This is a genomic window from Actinomadura sp. NPDC048955 (genome assembly GCF_040649435.1).
Lineage (GTDB): Bacteria > Actinomycetota > Actinomycetes > Streptosporangiales > Streptosporangiaceae > Spirillospora > Spirillospora luteofluorescens.
The window spans coordinates 1-14709 of record NZ_JBEZJI010000098.1; the positions used below are offsets into that span (position 1 = coordinate 1).

The 14709-nt window shown below is 74.3% G+C and carries 12 protein-coding genes and 1 rRNA gene; 6 read left to right on the forward strand and 7 right to left on the reverse strand.

Annotated features, from left to right (window positions below):
• Positions 1-91 precede the first annotated feature (91 nt).
• Both AB0C84_RS43405 and AB0C84_RS43410 read right to left on the reverse strand, forming a co-directional pair.
• A complete protein-coding gene (locus AB0C84_RS43405) occupies positions 92-3058 on the reverse strand; it encodes a hypothetical protein (RefSeq protein ID WP_361078050.1) in 2967 nt (988 codons plus the stop codon).
• Positions 3059-3062: 4 nt separating this feature from the next.
• Positions 3063-3806, reverse strand: a complete 744-nt coding sequence (locus AB0C84_RS43410) for a DUF3027 domain-containing protein (protein ID WP_361078077.1) — start codon at positions 3804-3806, stop codon at positions 3063-3065.
• A 274-nt stretch (positions 3807-4080) separates the two neighbouring features.
• On the opposite strand from AB0C84_RS43410, the gene AB0C84_RS43415 reads away from it, so the two are divergent.
• Positions 4081-5475 carry an MFS transporter gene (locus AB0C84_RS43415; protein ID WP_361078053.1) on the forward strand — a complete coding sequence of 465 codons (1395 nt, stop codon included), beginning with the start codon at positions 4081-4083 and terminating at the stop codon, positions 5473-5475.
• 30 nt (positions 5476-5505) lie between these two features.
• Here the strand turns inward: AB0C84_RS43415 and AB0C84_RS43420 are convergent, their stop codons facing one another.
• Positions 5506-5901, reverse strand: a complete 396-nt coding sequence (locus AB0C84_RS43420) for a cold-shock protein (RefSeq protein WP_361078056.1) — start codon at positions 5899-5901, stop codon at positions 5506-5508.
• Positions 5902-6077: 176 nt separating this feature from the next.
• Entirely contained in the window at positions 6078-6719 is a 642-nt protein-coding gene (locus AB0C84_RS43425; protein ID WP_361078058.1) for an HAD hydrolase-like protein, read from the reverse strand.
• Positions 6720-6931: 212 nt separating this feature from the next.
• Between AB0C84_RS43425 and AB0C84_RS43430 the strand changes: the two genes are divergently transcribed.
• A complete protein-coding gene (locus AB0C84_RS43430) occupies positions 6932-7294 on the forward strand; it encodes a hypothetical protein (RefSeq protein ID WP_361078061.1) in 363 nt (120 codons plus the stop codon).
• Positions 7295-7306: 12 nt separating this feature from the next.
• Here the strand turns inward: AB0C84_RS43430 and AB0C84_RS43435 are convergent, their stop codons facing one another.
• Positions 7307-7789 carry a GNAT family N-acetyltransferase gene (locus tag AB0C84_RS43435; RefSeq protein WP_218905396.1) on the reverse strand — a complete coding sequence of 161 codons (483 nt, stop codon included), beginning with the start codon at positions 7787-7789 and terminating at the stop codon, positions 7307-7309.
• Positions 7790-7956: 167 nt separating this feature from the next.
• Between AB0C84_RS43435 and AB0C84_RS43440 the strand changes: the two genes are divergently transcribed.
• The 4 genes from AB0C84_RS43440 (at position 7957) to AB0C84_RS43455 (ending at position 13447) form a co-directional block, all read left to right on the forward strand.
• Positions 7957-8574, forward strand: a complete 618-nt coding sequence (locus AB0C84_RS43440) for a TetR/AcrR family transcriptional regulator (protein WP_179844241.1) — start codon at positions 7957-7959, stop codon at positions 8572-8574.
• 94 nt (positions 8575-8668) lie between these two features.
• The gene (locus AB0C84_RS43445) at positions 8669-11029 is read left to right on the forward strand and encodes a helicase-associated domain-containing protein (protein ID WP_361078065.1); all 2361 of its coding nucleotides are present in this window, start codon (positions 8669-8671) and stop codon (positions 11027-11029) included.
• Positions 11030-11166: 137 nt separating this feature from the next.
• Positions 11167-11625, forward strand: coding sequence for a hypothetical protein (locus tag AB0C84_RS43450; protein ID WP_361078068.1), 459 nt, complete (start codon positions 11167-11169; stop codon positions 11623-11625).
• A 169-nt stretch (positions 11626-11794) separates the two neighbouring features.
• A complete protein-coding gene (locus tag AB0C84_RS43455) occupies positions 11795-13447 on the forward strand; it encodes a DNA repair helicase XPB (RefSeq protein ID WP_361078071.1) in 1653 nt (550 codons plus the stop codon).
• 121 nt (positions 13448-13568) lie between these two features.
• Here the strand turns inward: AB0C84_RS43455 and AB0C84_RS43460 are convergent, their stop codons facing one another.
• Positions 13569-14525, reverse strand: a complete 957-nt coding sequence (locus AB0C84_RS43460; protein ID WP_361078074.1) for a hypothetical protein — start codon at positions 14523-14525, stop codon at positions 13569-13571.
• A gap of 79 nt (positions 14526-14604) precedes the next feature.
• A 5S ribosomal RNA gene (rrf, locus tag AB0C84_RS43465) occupies positions 14605-14709 on the reverse strand; the annotation flags it as partial.

Genomic DNA, 14709 nt, shown 5'->3' on the forward strand with positions numbered 1-14709 from the left:
GAACTAGACAGCTCCACTTCACAACCGGAGGCCTTCATCTGTCAGACAGACTCACCGATGCCGAGCGGTACAACCTCCCTGGACATCACAGCTAGGGCTCCAGGTCGTCCTCGGCGAGCAGGACGGGCAGGGTCTCGGGGGCGCGCAGGACGGCCTCCAGCAGGAGCCGGTCGCCCCAATGCCCGGCCGACCACGCCAGGGCCCGCGCCAGGCCGGCGGCGCCGCTCGCGTGGATCCGGCCGTCCCTCGTCCACCACGGGACTTCCTGGCCGTCCACGACAAGGCGCTCGTGGGCGAGGTACCCGCCGGGGGCACCGGGCAAGACCGCCCTGACGGCCCCCGGGACGGGGCGGTCCTCCCCGTCCGACTCCACCACCCCCGGGATCTCGTCCCCGGCGAGCGGCAGGTCCAGGAGTTCGGCGAGGCGCGCGTCGCGGCCCTGCGCGGCGATGACGAGGGGCTGCCCTTCGAGGAGGGGAAGGACGTCGGGGCCGTCGAGGACGAGGGCGTCCGCCGCGTCGACCACCTCGACGTCGCCGTCCACGACCGCCCGCACGTGGGCGGGCGGCTCGACCGCCGCGTCCGGCGCGTCGGCCAGCGCCGTCCAGAGCCCGCCCAGCTGGGCCCGCCCCACCGGACGCTGGGCATCGCCCAGGCGATCGAGCAGTTCCTGCGCGCCCCCGGGCTCGTCGAGCAGTTCCACAAGTGACGTGCGGACGCCCAGAGCGAGCAGGAGATGCTCGTCAAGGCCCTGTGGCGCGACGTCGTACAGCCCTGCCAGCGCTTCATCGCCGCCCAGGCGGAACTCCCCCGGCCTGCGGCCGTCCAGAACGGGACGGCGGCTCAGCCACCACGCCGTGTAGGACGGGACGGCGACGCGCCGCCCGGTGTGCAGGGCGACATGGGCGGGGTCCACGATCGCGGACCGCCACGGCGGTGCGGCGAGGACCCTGAGCGCCGCCGCCCAGTCGTCGACGAGTTCGAGGTCGCGGACCGCCGTGAACTCGGGGACGAGCGGGGGGAGGTCCTGCTCGCCGGTCCGGCGCAGCACCTCGTCGGCCCACAGGTCCTCGTCGTCGAGGTCGAGGCTCTCGGCCTCGTCGGCGAGACCCGTGAGGTTGACGTCCTCGGCCTTGGCCAGCGCGAACCCGTCCAGGACGCCGGCGGCCGCGAGCGTCTCCGCGCCCCACCGCTCCAGGACCTCGCCGTCCACGACGCCGAACGGGGCGTCGTCGGCCATGAGCCCCCGCAGCGGGCTGTCCGGCAGCAGCAGCTCGCCCGCCGGGTAGAGCTCGCCGTCGTCGCCGGGCAGCGCGAGCTCGGCCAGCCACGGCTCGTCGCCGGGATCGGCGTGCGCGGCCGCGACCAGTCCCAGCACGGCCTCGGCGACCGCGTCGGGGTCGTCGGAGTCGAAGGACTCCTCGACGGCCGCCCGCACGGCCGCGTCGGCCAGCACGGCCCGCGGGCCCGCCTCGACCGCGCCGAGCCGCGCCAGGAGCGGGTGCACGGCCTCCGGGTGGACGAAGCGCAGCCCCAGTACGTCCAGGCCCGCGGGATCGACGCCGTCCGCGATCAGCAGCCCGCGCGGCCCCCGCACCACGCGCCCCGTCCCTCCCGCCAGTGGCACCGGGAGAGCCCCCAGCGCGTCCGTGGCGGCCCCGGTGAGCGCCTCGTACACCCGGTGCCACCACACCGGCTCCCGGTCCACAGCGGCCAGCTCGTCGATCACGTCGGCCAGCTCGACCCGGCGCACGCCGAGCGCCGCCAGCGCCGGGCTCCGCGCGGGCCACTCCGGCGGCAGCAGGCCGCCCACGACTGCGTCGCCACCGGTGTCTCCGCCGCCGAGCACCTCCACGAACGCGGCGGGCGCGTCCACGGCGATCGCGTCGCGCCCGCGGGTGCGGTGCGGCAGGACGGGCGCCTCCGGGAGCCGCTCCCGGACCACGCGCCGGATCCGCGCGTCCAGTTCCCCGGCGGCGATCGGCCCCGGCACGAGATCCAGCACCCTCGGGGAGACGGGCAGCTCGCCGAGCAACCGCACGTAGGCCTCGGCGGCCCGGTCGATGAGGAAGTCCGTCAGCGCGCCGGGCGCGACATGCCGCCGGTCGGGCGCGAGCGGGAACGACGCGATGAGCAGCGCGGGCAGGTCGAGACGCTCGTCGCTGGGGGTGGGCGCATGCAGAACGCCGGGCGTGCCCTCCGGGAGCCCCTCCTCTGGCAGGGCCCACCGCACCTGCCAGAACGGCCGGGCCCGCTCCTCCACGGGACGGTCCCGCAGGAGCTCCGCTGGGAGTTCCCCGTGCTCCTCGACCGTCCGCCACAGGCCGCCGTCGATGACCACTTCGCCCGGGGCGCGCCGTTCGGCGGTCAGCGTCCGGACGTCCCCGTCGATGTCGATCTCGACGTGCTCAAGAGCGGGCAGCGCCAGCATGAGCGCCGCCCCCACCTGCCCGAGCTGCCGCCGGACCGGCTCGACCGCCTCGTCCCGCAGCGGCAGCCGCACGATCGTGTCGAAGCCCTCCGGGACCTCGGGAGCCCGCTCCAGAGCGAACGGCAGCCGCAGCAGCGGCACGTGCCCGCCGCGCCGCCCCAGCTCCTCCTCCAGGCCCGCGATCCCCTCGACCAGCTCCCTGGCCCGCGCCGACGACCACTCGACTCCCGCCGTCCCCGACGCGACGGCCGGGGTGTCGGACACCGCGACGACGGCGGCGAAGCCCACGCCGAAGCGGCCGGCGGTGGCCGGCTCGTCGCGCTTCGCCGAGGCGCGCAGCGTCGAGAGGGCCTCCACGCCGGCGGCGTCCAGCGGCGCCCCCGTGTTCGCCGCGATCAGCAGCGGCTCCCCGCCGGTGCGCAGCGTCAGGGCGAGGCGGCCGGGCACGGCGGCGCGCCGGGCGGCGTCGGCGGCGTTCTGCGCCAGCTCGATGACCACGCGGTCGCGGTAGCCGCCGAGCGCGTGGTCCTCCTCGGCGTTGGCGTCCTCGCGGAAGCGCGCCGGGGACTCGGCCCAGGCGCGCAGGACCCGCTCACGCAGCGCCCGCGCGCCGAACACGTCCTCCATGGGATCAGCTGTGGCCGAGGGCCTCGTCGTCGAGGGACGCGGCGTCCTCGTCACCGCCGGTGGGGACGACCTCGTAGCCGAGCTCGTCGATGACCGGCGGGTTGTGCTCGGACACCGCCGGAAGGGAGACGGCCTCGGAGTGCGCGCCGCAGCCGTGGTCGGCGGAGACGACGCGGCCGTCGTCGGGCGCGTACTCGTTGGCGCAGACGCCGAAGACCTGCCGCAGCGCGCCCGCCAGCACCACGTAGAAGCCGCACGTGGAGCACTGGGCGGGGGCGGACGCGGCGATCGGGGCGCGGGGCCCGGCGACGCCGTCGTACCAGCGGGCGGCGGCCTCGTCGCGGCCCTCACGCGACAGCACCCGGACGCGGCCGAGGCCGAGCTCCCACTGGGCCTCGCGGTCGGTCGACTCGTCCACCTGCGTGAAGCCGGGCGCGAGCCGCACGTCGTCGGGCGCGGTCGGCAGCAGGTCGCCGGGGCCGAGGTCGCCCGGGCGCAGCCGCTCCAGCCACGGCACCCACGGCGGCGCGAGGAGCGCGTCGTCGCCGGGGAGCAGGACGCACTCGCTGACCGTGACGTTCCTGGCGCGCGACGCGCGGGTCACCGTCACGGCCCACCGCCAGCCGGTGTACGCGGGGTCGAGGCACACGAAGTAGTGGGTGACCACCCGGTCGCCCTCGGCGCGCAGGCCGAGGTGCTCGCCGACCCGGGTCTGGCCGGCGGTGTCCTCGGCGGCCTCCCGGGCCAGGTCGACCGCCTCGGCGCAGGCGGAGTCGACGGCGGGTGTGCGGGGCCGGCGGGCGGCCGCGGTCGTGGTGCGCGCGGCGGCGGAGCGCGCGGGGCTGGACTGGCGCTGTGGGCTCACATGTCAATTCTCGCCCATGCGGGCACGTGACCCGCACAAGGCGGGCGCCGTCCGCGAGGTGATCCGGCATTCCAGCGGGGAACGTACCCTCAGTCGAGGACTCCGATGGCCGCCCCCGGTCCCGAGCCGGGCCGACCGCGAGGAGAGATCAGGGCGCATGGCAGACCGGACACGGGCGGGTCGGTCCGCACGCGCCGTCACCGGTGGTGCGGCGCGGGCGTGCCGCGCAGCGCGCTCCGCCGCGCTCGGCACGGGACGGCTCACCCGCCGCGTCACCCACGCGCAGGGCGCCGGCCGCAGCGGGCTCGGCAGCCTGATCGAGTCGTGCGCGTTCAACTCCGCCGGGGACGCGCTGGTCACGGTCGCGCTCGCCGGAACCCTGTTCTTCGGCCTGGACGTCAACCAGGCGCGCAGCCAGGTCGCCCTCTACCTCGTCGTCACCATGGCGCCGTTCGCACTGGTCGCGCCGCTGATCGGCCCGGCGCTGGACCGGGCACGGCACGTCCGCCGGTACGCGATCGCGAGCACGTTCGTGATGCGGGCGCTGCTGTGCTGGGCGCTGGCGAGCGCGCTCCCGCACGGCGACCAGGTCACCTTCCTGCCGGCCGCGTTCGGCGTGCTCGTGCTGTCCAAGGCCTTCGGGGTGCTGCGCGCCGCGGTGACCCCGCGCGTCCTGCCGGACGAGATCTCGCTGGTGACGGCGAACGCGCGCTGCTCGTTCGCCGGGCTCATCGCCGCGTCGATCACCGCGCCCGTCGGCGCCGGGCTCGCCGTGCTGATCGGGCCGGGCTGGGTGCTGCGCATCGGGACGGTCCTGTTCCTGCTGGGAGCCGTGTTCACCGTGCGGCTGCCCCGGCACGTGGACGTCCCCGAAGCCGAACCGGCGGCGGAGAGCGCCGCGCCGCGCCGCCGGTGGCGGGCGCTGCCGCGCGTCGGCCCGGTCGTCGCCGAGGCGATGCAGGCGAACGCGGTGCTCCGCGCGTTCTCCGGCTTCCTGATCATCTACCTGGCGTTCCTGCTGCGCCAGGAGCGGTTCGACCCCGTGTCGCACCATGTCGCCCTCGGCCTGCTGGCGGCGTGCGCGGGCGCGGGCGGGCTGATCGGCACCGCGCTCGGCGCCTGGATGAAGGCGCGGGCGCCGCGGTTCATCGTGTCGGCGACGCTGGCGACCGTCACCGGCGTCACCGCCGCGGGCGCCGCGTTCTTCGGGCTGTGGGCGGCCCTCGCCGTGGCGACCGCGGCCGGGCTCGGTCAGGTGCTCGGCAAGCTGTCCATGGACGCGGTCGTGCAGCGCGAGATCGGCGAGGAGGTGAGCTCGTCCACGTTCGCGGTGTCGGAGACCCTGCACCAGCTCAGCTGGGTCCTCGGCGGGCTGCTCGGCCTCGGCATGTCGATCGTCGCGGACGGGCGGCTCGCGCTCGCCACCGTCGCGGCGGCGCTCGCCCTCGCGTCCGGGCTGCTGGTGATGCGGCAGGCCGGAGGCCGGCGTGCGGCCGGCCGGCCCGACCCCGCCGGCCCGCTCAAGGACGCGCACCACGAGATGCGCGCCTGACCCCCGGGAACGCCCGGGCGGCCGGAGGCGTCAGGGCGCCAGGTCGTCGGCGACCGCGCGCAGCACGATGGCGATCTTCTTGGCCTCCGCGGGCGCCGGGTGCTTGCCCCGCCGGTAGGTGTTGGAGATCCCGTCCAGCAGCTTGATCAGGTCCTCGGTGATGACGACCATCTCGTCGGGCTTCTTGCGCCGCTGCTTGGCGATGGTCTTCTCCACCGACGGCAGCGTCTCCAGCACCCGCACCTGCAGGGCCTGCTGACCGCGGCGCCCCTCGACCACGCCGAACTCGATGCGCTGGCCCGGCTTGAGGGCCGTGACCCCGGCCGGCAGCGCCGACGAGTGCACGAAGACCTCACCGCCGTCGTCGCGGGTGAGGAAGCCGAACCCCTTGTCGGAGTCGTACCACTTGACCTTGCCAGTCGGCACCGGAGACCTCGTTCGGTAATCGTCCTGAATCGACCCCAAGATTAGTGCCTCGCAGCGGGCCGGTGAACATGCCGGGGGCCCCCGCGACGCCTACGGGGCAACGCGATCGACGCTATCCCGGACGTCCCGGAACGGCATCCGAATATCGCCGCCCAGCTCAGCCCGCCGGGGGCGGCTCAGGCCGCCCCGAAACCCCCGAGCCAGCCGGGGAACGCCAGCAGGTCCGGCAGGACGACGTCCGCGCCGTAGGCGCTGAGGGCCGCCGAGTCGAACGCGCCGGTCGCGACGGCCACCGCCACCGCCGACGCGGCCCGCGCGGCGTCCACGTCGCCGGTGTGGTCGCCGATGTAGGCGCCGGCGCCGTGCTCGCGCAGCGCGGCGCCCTTGTCGGCGCCGAACAGGCCGCCCACCACGGCGTCCGCCGCCAGCCCGAGGAACCGGACGGTCCGCTCGGTGTCGGCCTGGTTCTTGCCCGACACGACGACCACGCGCCCGCCGCGGGCCCGCACGGCCTCCAGCGCGGCGGCCGCCCCCGGCATCAGGACGGTCGCCGGGACCGCGACGTCGGCGTAGATCGCCCGGTAGCGCGCCGCCATCGCGGGCACCCGCTCCGGCGGGAACCAGTACGCCAGCTCCTCCTCCAGCGGCGGCCCGATGCGCCGCACCACCTGGCCGGTGTCGATAGGGACGCCCGTCTCCGCCGCCAGGGCCGCGTAGACGGCACTGATCCCGGCGCGGGTGTCGGCGAGGGTCAGATCGAGGTCGAAACCGATGGCGAGGCCGTCGCGGGACGGCGCGGAGGAGGGAAGATCGAGCACGTCCACAGGGTAAGGGGGCTGGACACACGCAAGGACCCGCGCTCTCCTGGTAGTGGCGATGCGACGGGATCCGAGTAGGAGAGCGCGGGACCGTGTTGCGGATATACCCGGGCCCTCGACCACAAACCACCTGACCAGGGAAAACACAGCACACGAACGCACCATCCCCGCCCCAAGGACGCATCGCCCCGACCCGGTGAAGGAGGCCGCACATGGCAGGGACCCAGACCGAGCCAGGCGGTGACCACCGCGCCCCGCGCGCCCGCCGGATCCCCGCCGCCGCCGCTGCGCGCCGCCGCGCCGTCGGCCTTCTCGCGGCGGCGGTGTCCATCGTCACCACGCTCGTGGTGACGATCCTCGCCGTGCACATCGTCTTCGTGGCATTCGAGGCCAACACCGCCAACGACCTCGTCCGCTGGTTCGGGGACCGCGCCACCGACCTGTGCTGGCAGTTCAAGGACGTCTTCCAGCCGGACAACGCCAAGGTGGAGGTCGCCGTCAACTACGGCCTGGCAGCCCTCGTCTACCTGGTGGTCGGACGCATCCTCGTCGGCCTCGTCCGCCGTCTGGGCTAGTCGCCGCCCGGTTTAGTCGCGGCCGGGGAAGCGGACCTTGTCGAAGGGCCACGCCGTGCCGACCCATTCGCGGACGAACCCCTCCAGCTCCTTCTCCAGGACGGAGTTCTCCTCGTCCGCGCGCACCCAGAAGACGACCACCGCGTCCGAGCCGGGACGGTCCGAGGGGGCGACGTGGATGCGGCCGAGCTGCCGCTCCCCGTCCGGTGTGATCACGACGTAGCTGAACGAGCGCCGCAGCTGCCCCTGCTTCTGCAGCCACGCGACGTCGATCAGGGCCTGCTCGAAGGTGAACTCGCGGTCGGGCCAGCCCCACTCGGGCCCGAACCGGCCGGCCAGCCGGTCCAGGCTGCCGATCACGGCGCCGTAGTCCTTGACGACGTCGTGCACGGTGATCGGGCGGATCTGGAAGTCGGGTCCGGCCACCAGCGTGGGCACCACGAAGTCCTCGGGCAGGAAGGCCCCGTCGGCCGCCTTCCGCGGAGACTTGAACATCGCCGACCTTTCCGACGACGCCCCTCCGGCGACGGGGCGCGGACGAAGGAACTCTAGTCGCCGGGCGGCCCGCCGCGAGCGGCATCACGGATTCGGGCGCGCCGCGCGCGACCGGGCGGCCCGCCGCGTGAACATGCCTTACTGTTCTTGCGGAGGAATTCATCACCATGACGACATCTACGCGCGATCGCATCGTGACCGAGTCGCTCCGGTTGTTCGCCGACCGGGGCTACGCGGCGACGTCGGTCGCCGAGATCGAGGCGGCGGCCGGCCTGTCCCCGGGCGCGGGCGGCCTCTACCGGCACTTCCGGTCCAAGGAGGAAGTGCTCTCCTCGGCCATCCGCGAGCACATCGAGCGGACCCGCCGGCAGATAAGCGACGTCCTCACGCAGTCCACCGCGTTCGAGGAGCGCCCGCTCGAAACCCGGCTGCGCATGACGTGCCAGGCCGGGCTGGCCAAGATGCGCGAGGAGCAGGACCTCATCCGGGTCCTGTTCCGCGACCTCGACCAGTTCCCGAACCTGGTCGCGGAGATGCGCGAGGGCATCGTCAACCCGCTCTACGACGGGATCGCCACCTGGCTCGCGGCGCAGCCCGAGTTCGAGGGCTCCGACGAGGACTGGCCGGCGGTCGCGTCGATCCTCGGCGGCGCCGTGGTGAACTACTGGCTGGCGAACGAGGCGATGTACGAGCCCCCAACGCGCATCGACGAGAAGCGGTTCGTGGAGAGCTGGGCTCGGCTCGGCCTCGGGCTGGTGCACCTGGAGCGCACGCCCGCCACCTGATCGCGGCACGGCCGAGTTCCCCACCTCGCGCGGGCCTCTAACCTGGAGGCCCGCGTGCCTGCGGCATGCACGCGACTTAAAGTTGGGGAACGGCATGGAAACGTATGCGGACTGGTTGCGGGCGCGCGGCGACGACGAACTGCGCGCGCTGCTGTCCGCGCGTCCCGAACTGCTCGCCCCCGTCCCCGCCGACCTGACCGCGCTCGCCGCCCGCGCCGCCACGCCCACCGCCGTGTCCCGCGCGCTCGACCGGCTCGACCGCTTCACCCTCGCCGTCCTGGAGGCCCTGCTCGTCCTGCCCGCCCCGGCCGGGCCGGACGCGCTCGCCGCCGCCCTCGGGGCCGCCTCCGAGCAGGCCTCCGGCGCGCTCGCCACCCTCCGCCGGTTCGCGCTGGCCTGGGGGGACGGCGCCCCGGCCACGGCGCCCGGCGTCCGGCAGAGCCTGCCGCACCCCGCCGGGCTCGGGCCGCCCGTCCGGGAGGTCTTCGCCGGCTACCCCGCCGAGCGGCTCACCGACCTGGTCACCGACCTCGACGGCGAGGCGCCGCGCGGCTTCGCCGACTCCGGCCGCCTCCTCGCCCGGCTCACCGAGCTGCTGAGCGACCCCGCCGCCCTGATCGAGGACGCCGGGCCCGAGGCGCGGGCCGCCCTCGACCAGCTCACGTGGGGCCCGCCGGTCGGGCGCGTCGCCGACGCGCGCCGACCCGTCCGGCTCGACACCGCGACCACCCCCATCGAGCGGCTCCTGGCGCGCGGCCTCCTCGCCGCCGAGGACGACCGCACCGTCACGCTGCCCCGCGAGGTCGCCCTGCACCTGCGCGGCGGGGTGCTGTTCCGCGACGTCCCCGCCGAGCCGCCCCCGCTCACCCCGGCGGCCGGGCCGCGCCGCGAGGACGTGGTCGTGCGCGCCGCGGCGGGCGAGGCCGCGGGCGCCGTCCGGCTGATCGAGGAGCTGCTGGAGCGCTGGGGCCTGGAACCGCCGCCCGTCCTGCGCAGCGGCGGCCTCGCCGTCCGCGACCTGCGCGCCGCCGCGACGCTCCTGGACGTCCCGGAGTGGAAGGCCGCCCTGCTCGTCGAGGTCGCCTACGCGGCAGGCCTGCTGACCCGCAGCGGCGACCTCGACGGCGAGTGGCTGCCCACCCCCGCCTACGACCTGTGGCTGATGCGCGACACCGCCGGCCGCTGGACGGAGCTGGCCCGCGGCTGGCTGAAGTCCGACCGCGCCGCCGGGCTCGCCGGAGACCGCGACGACCGCGACCGGCTCATCAACGCCCTCAGCGAGGCGATGACGCGCAGCAGCGCGCCGTCCACCCGCCGCGCCGTCCTGGACGTCCTCGCCGGCGCGGACCGCGGCGTCGCCGTCGGCGAGGACGCGCTCCGCGCCCGGCTCGCGTGGCTGCGGCCCCGCCACGGCGGGCCCGCCCGCGACCGCCTCGTCGGCTGGACGCTCCGCGAGGCCGCCGCCCTCGGCCTCACCGGCTTCGGGGAGCTGGCCCCGTTCGGCCGCGACCTGCTCGCCGGCGACGACCCCGAGCCCGCGCTGGAGAAGTACCTCCCCGAACCGGTCGACGAGATCCTCGTCCAGGCCGACCTGACCGCCGTCGCGCCGGGCCCGCTGGTCACCGAACTCGCCCGGGAGCTCGCGCTCGCCGCCGACGTCGAGTCCACCGGCGGCGCCACCGTGTACCGCTTCACCCCCGAGTCCGTCCGCCGCGCCCTGGACGCGGGGCGCACCGCCGCCGACGTCACCGACCTGCTCACCCGGCACTCGGCGACCCCGCTCCCGCAGCCGCTCCTCTACCTGATCGACGACGTCGCCCGCCGGCACGGCCACCTGCGGGTCGGCGCCCTGTCGTCCTACGTCCGGACCGACGCGCCCGCCACCCTCGACGAGATCCTCGCCGACCGCCGCGCCGCGCCGCTGCGGCTGTACCGCCTCGCCCCGACCGTCCTGGCGTCCGGGCTGCAGCGCGCCGACCTGCTCGACGGCCTGCGCGCCATGGGCCTCGCCCCGGTCGCCGAGGCGCCCGGCGGCGGCGTGATCGTGACCCGGCCGGACGCGCAGCGCGCCGACCCGCCGCCCACCGCCGAGATCGTCCGGTTCCGCCCCGACGACCGCACCGACGCCTCGATGATCTCCGCGGCGGTGCGGGCGCTGCGCGCCGGCGACGAGGCGTCCCGGCACGGCGCCGAGCAGGCCCGGCAGGCCCCGTCCGGCGAACCGCCCCGCTCTCCCGCGATGGCCACCGTCGAGCGGCTCCGCGGCGCCGTCGAGCGCGGCGGCCGCGTCTGGATCGGCTACCTCGACCAGCAGGGGCAGGCGTCCAGCCGCATCGTCGAACCCGTCCGCGTCGAGGGCGGCTTCCTCACCGGCTACGACGCGACCCGCGCCGCCGTGCACCGCTTCGCGCTGCACCGCATCACCGGCGTCTCCGAACTCGACGACGCCTCCTGACCCGTCCCGGCGACGCCCGCCGCTGTCCGGAACCGGACGCCGGAAACGATGGGAACCGGCGAACCTCGCATACGGTCAAAACAAGGGTTGATCGGACGGGGTAGCGTGTCCGGGCGAATGGTGCGAGGAGGCTCCCGATGAGCGGGTACGGAGGGCGTCCGCCGTCGGGCTGGGACGACCCCTACGGCGGAGACCAGGGCTGGGACACGGGCGGCGCCTACGGGCAGCCGCACGGGCAGAGCTACGGCTACACCACCCAGCCGGGTTACGGCCAGCCCGGCTACGGATACGGATACGGCTACGGGCCCCCGGGCGTCCCCTACCAGGCCACGAGCAACGGCTCCACCATCGCCGCGCTCGTCTGCAACGCCGTCGCCATCGTGCTGTGCTGCAACATCGTGGCGATCCCCGGCGTGATCACCGCGGCGATCGCCCTCGGCCGCGTCCAGACCGACCCGCCGTCCGCCCGGAGACTGACGATCTGGAGCTGGTCGCTCTTCGCCGCGTCGATCCTCATCGGCATCGCCCTCCTGATCGTCTACGTCATGATCGGCACGATGTCCGAGCCGGACTACGGCTCCTCCGAGGGGATCTGACCGGCGCGCCCGGACCGCCCGCACGCAATAAAGGCGGCCGCCGGGGCGTTGAAGACCCCAGTCCTCTCCGGAACGCGCGAAGCGCCGTCGCCGCTCGGGTAGCGTGCGGCAGCGATGCCACTGTCCGGACGAGGCATCGATCTTCCGAAACCCGACGGGGGCTTCTGCTTTGACCGACGGTCCGCTCATCGTCCAGTCCGACAAGACGCTGCTGCTGGAAGTCGACCACGAGCTGGCCGACGCCTGCCGCAAGGAGATCGCCCCGTTCGCCGAGCTCGAACGGGCGCCCGAGCACGTCCACACCTACCGCGTGACGCCGCTCGCGCTGTGGAACGCGCGCGCCGCCGGCCACGACGCCGAGCAGGTCGTCGACACGCTGATCCGCTTCTCCCGGTACCCCGTCCCGCACGCCCTGCTCGTGGACGTCGCCGACACCATGGCCCGGTACGGGCGGCTGCGGCTGGAGAAGGACCCCGTGCACGGCCTCATCCTGTCGTCCTCCGACCGGTCGGTCCTGGAGGAGGTGATGCGCGCCAAGAAGATCAAGGGCATGATCGGCGACCGGGTCGGCGACGACGCCGTCGCCGTCCACCCGAGCGAGCGCGGCGCCCTCAAGCAGGCCCTGCTCAAGCTCGGCTGGCCCGCCGAAGACCTCGCCGGCTACGTGGACGGCGAGGCCCACGCCATCTCCCTCGTCCAGGACGGCTGGGACCTGCGCTCCTACCAGAGCGAGGCCGCCTCGGCGTTCTGGCACGGCGGCTCCGGCGTCGTCGTCCTGCCCTGCGGCTCCGGCAAGACCATCGTCGGCGCCGCCGCCATGGCCCGCGCCCAGGCGACCACGCTGATCCTCGTCACCAACACCGTCTCCGCGCACCAGTGGAAGCAGGAGCTGCTGCGCCGCACGTCCCTCACCGAGGACGAGATCGGCGAGTACACCGGCACGAAGAAGGAGATCCGGCCGGTCACCATCGCCACCTACCAGATCATGACGACGCGCCGGAAGGGCGCCTACGCGCACCTGGAGCTCTTCGACGCCCGCGACTGGGGCCTGGTCGTCTACGACGAGGTCCACCTGCTGCCCGCGCCGATCTTCCGGATGACCGCCGACCTCCAGGCCCGCCGCCGCCTCGGCCTCACCGCGACCCTCGTCCGGGAGGACGGTCGCGAGGGGGACGTGTTCTCCCTCATCGGCCCCAAGCGGTACGACGCGCCGTGGAAGGACATGGAGGCGCAGGGCTGGATCGCGCCCGCCGACTGCGTCGAGGTGCGCGTCACCCTCACCGACTCCGAACGGCTCGCCTACGCGACCGCCGAACCCGAGGAGCGGTACCGCTTCTGCGCCACCACCGACACCAAGACCAAGCTCATCCAGGCGCTCGTCGACCGGCACCGCGGCGAGCAGACCCTCGTCATCGGGCAGTACATCGACCAGCTGGACGAGCTGGGCTCGCTCCTGGACGCTCCGGTCATCAAGGGCGAGACCCGCATCCGCGAGCGGGAGCGGCTGTTCGAGGCGTTCCGCAGCGGCGAGATCGACGTCCTGGTCGTCTCCAAGGTGGCGAACTTCTCCATCGACCTGCCGGAGGCGTCCGTCGCCGTCCAGGTCTCGGGTGCCTACGGGTCCCGGCAGGAGGAGGCACAGCGGCTGGGGCGCCTCCTGCGCCCCAAGGCGTCCGGCGCGGGGGCACGCTTCTACGCCGTCGTGGCACGCGACACCTTGGACCAGGACTACGCCGCCCACCGGCAGCGCTTCCTGGCCGAGCAGGGCTACGCGTACCGGATCGTCGACGCCGACACCGTCCTCGCCGGCGACGAGTTCTGACGCCTCACCGCAGTCGCTGCTCCCTTCCCTGACGGGCTCGTTGAGCGCCGCCCGCCCTGGGCCGCGCTGGCACAGGCTCTGCCTTGCTCGCGGGCCCCTTACAGGTGTGGCGGACGGGGCGTCACCCATTCTCCCTTCGGCCGATCCAGCGGACGGGCCGGCCCTCCGGGTCCGTTGTCAGCCAGGAGCCGTCCCCCAGCGGCTCCAGATCGTATGAATGGCGGGAATGCGCGTCGAACCGCTCGACCACTCCGCCGGTGCGCAGATCGATCCGGTAGTGGACGTGCCACTCCCGTTCGTCATCCGGCACATCGTCCTCTTCACGCTCACCGCAGATCGTGACGATGGCGGTGTCGGCGTCCAGGTACCCGCCGCTCCATTCGAAGGCCGCGTCCTCGGGGTCGTGGCCGAACGCCCCGACCGGCAGGCTCAGCACCACGTCGCCGCTCGGACACTCGTGGAAGGCCACGTCGGCCTGCCCGTGGTCGATGCTCATGAACTGTCGCCCGCCCGGCGCCAGGGCCATGACGCACCGGTCGTCCCACGGGTAGCGCTCCATTTCGAGCGTCTCTCCCTTGAGGGAGCCGGCGAAGACGAGTGAACCGTCCTGGCCCTCTCCCACGTTGAGAAGCACCCGTGACCCATCGGGCAGTGCCAGGTGCTCCCCGCCGTGCCCGCAGGACTTCAGATCGGCCTGCCCGCGGACCGTCCCGGAGCGGGCGTCGAGGACCACCCACGTGTCAGGGGTCCCACGCCGGGCCATCGCATCCGGCCGGTACACCCAGACCAGCGTGCCGTCCGGCGAGTACGCGGCACTCGGCCAGTGCCCGTACCTCTCACCCGACCTGGGCAGCAACGCGTAGCGCCACACCTCGGCGCCGTCGCGGTCCAGGCAGACGATCTCGTGCTGCGTCGCGTAGACGACCCGGTCGCCAAGCGGGGCGACCGCGAGAGAGCAGATCTCCGGGTCGGCGGCGACCGGAACGGACCACACCTCCTGGAGGGGCCCTTCCGCGGCGGCCTCGACCTCATAGACGCGGAGACGCCCGTCCACGACCCGGGCGAACAGGTGATTCATGGCGCGCAGACTAACAGCGCGCAGTGTCAGGAAACGGAAAAGGGCCCCGCCGATAACGGCGGGGCCCTTTCCAATATATGTCCGGCGGCGTCCTACTCTCCCACACGGTCTCCCATGCAGTACCATCGGCGCTGAAGGGCTTAACTTCCGGGTTCGGGATGGGACCGGGTGTTTCCCCCTCGCC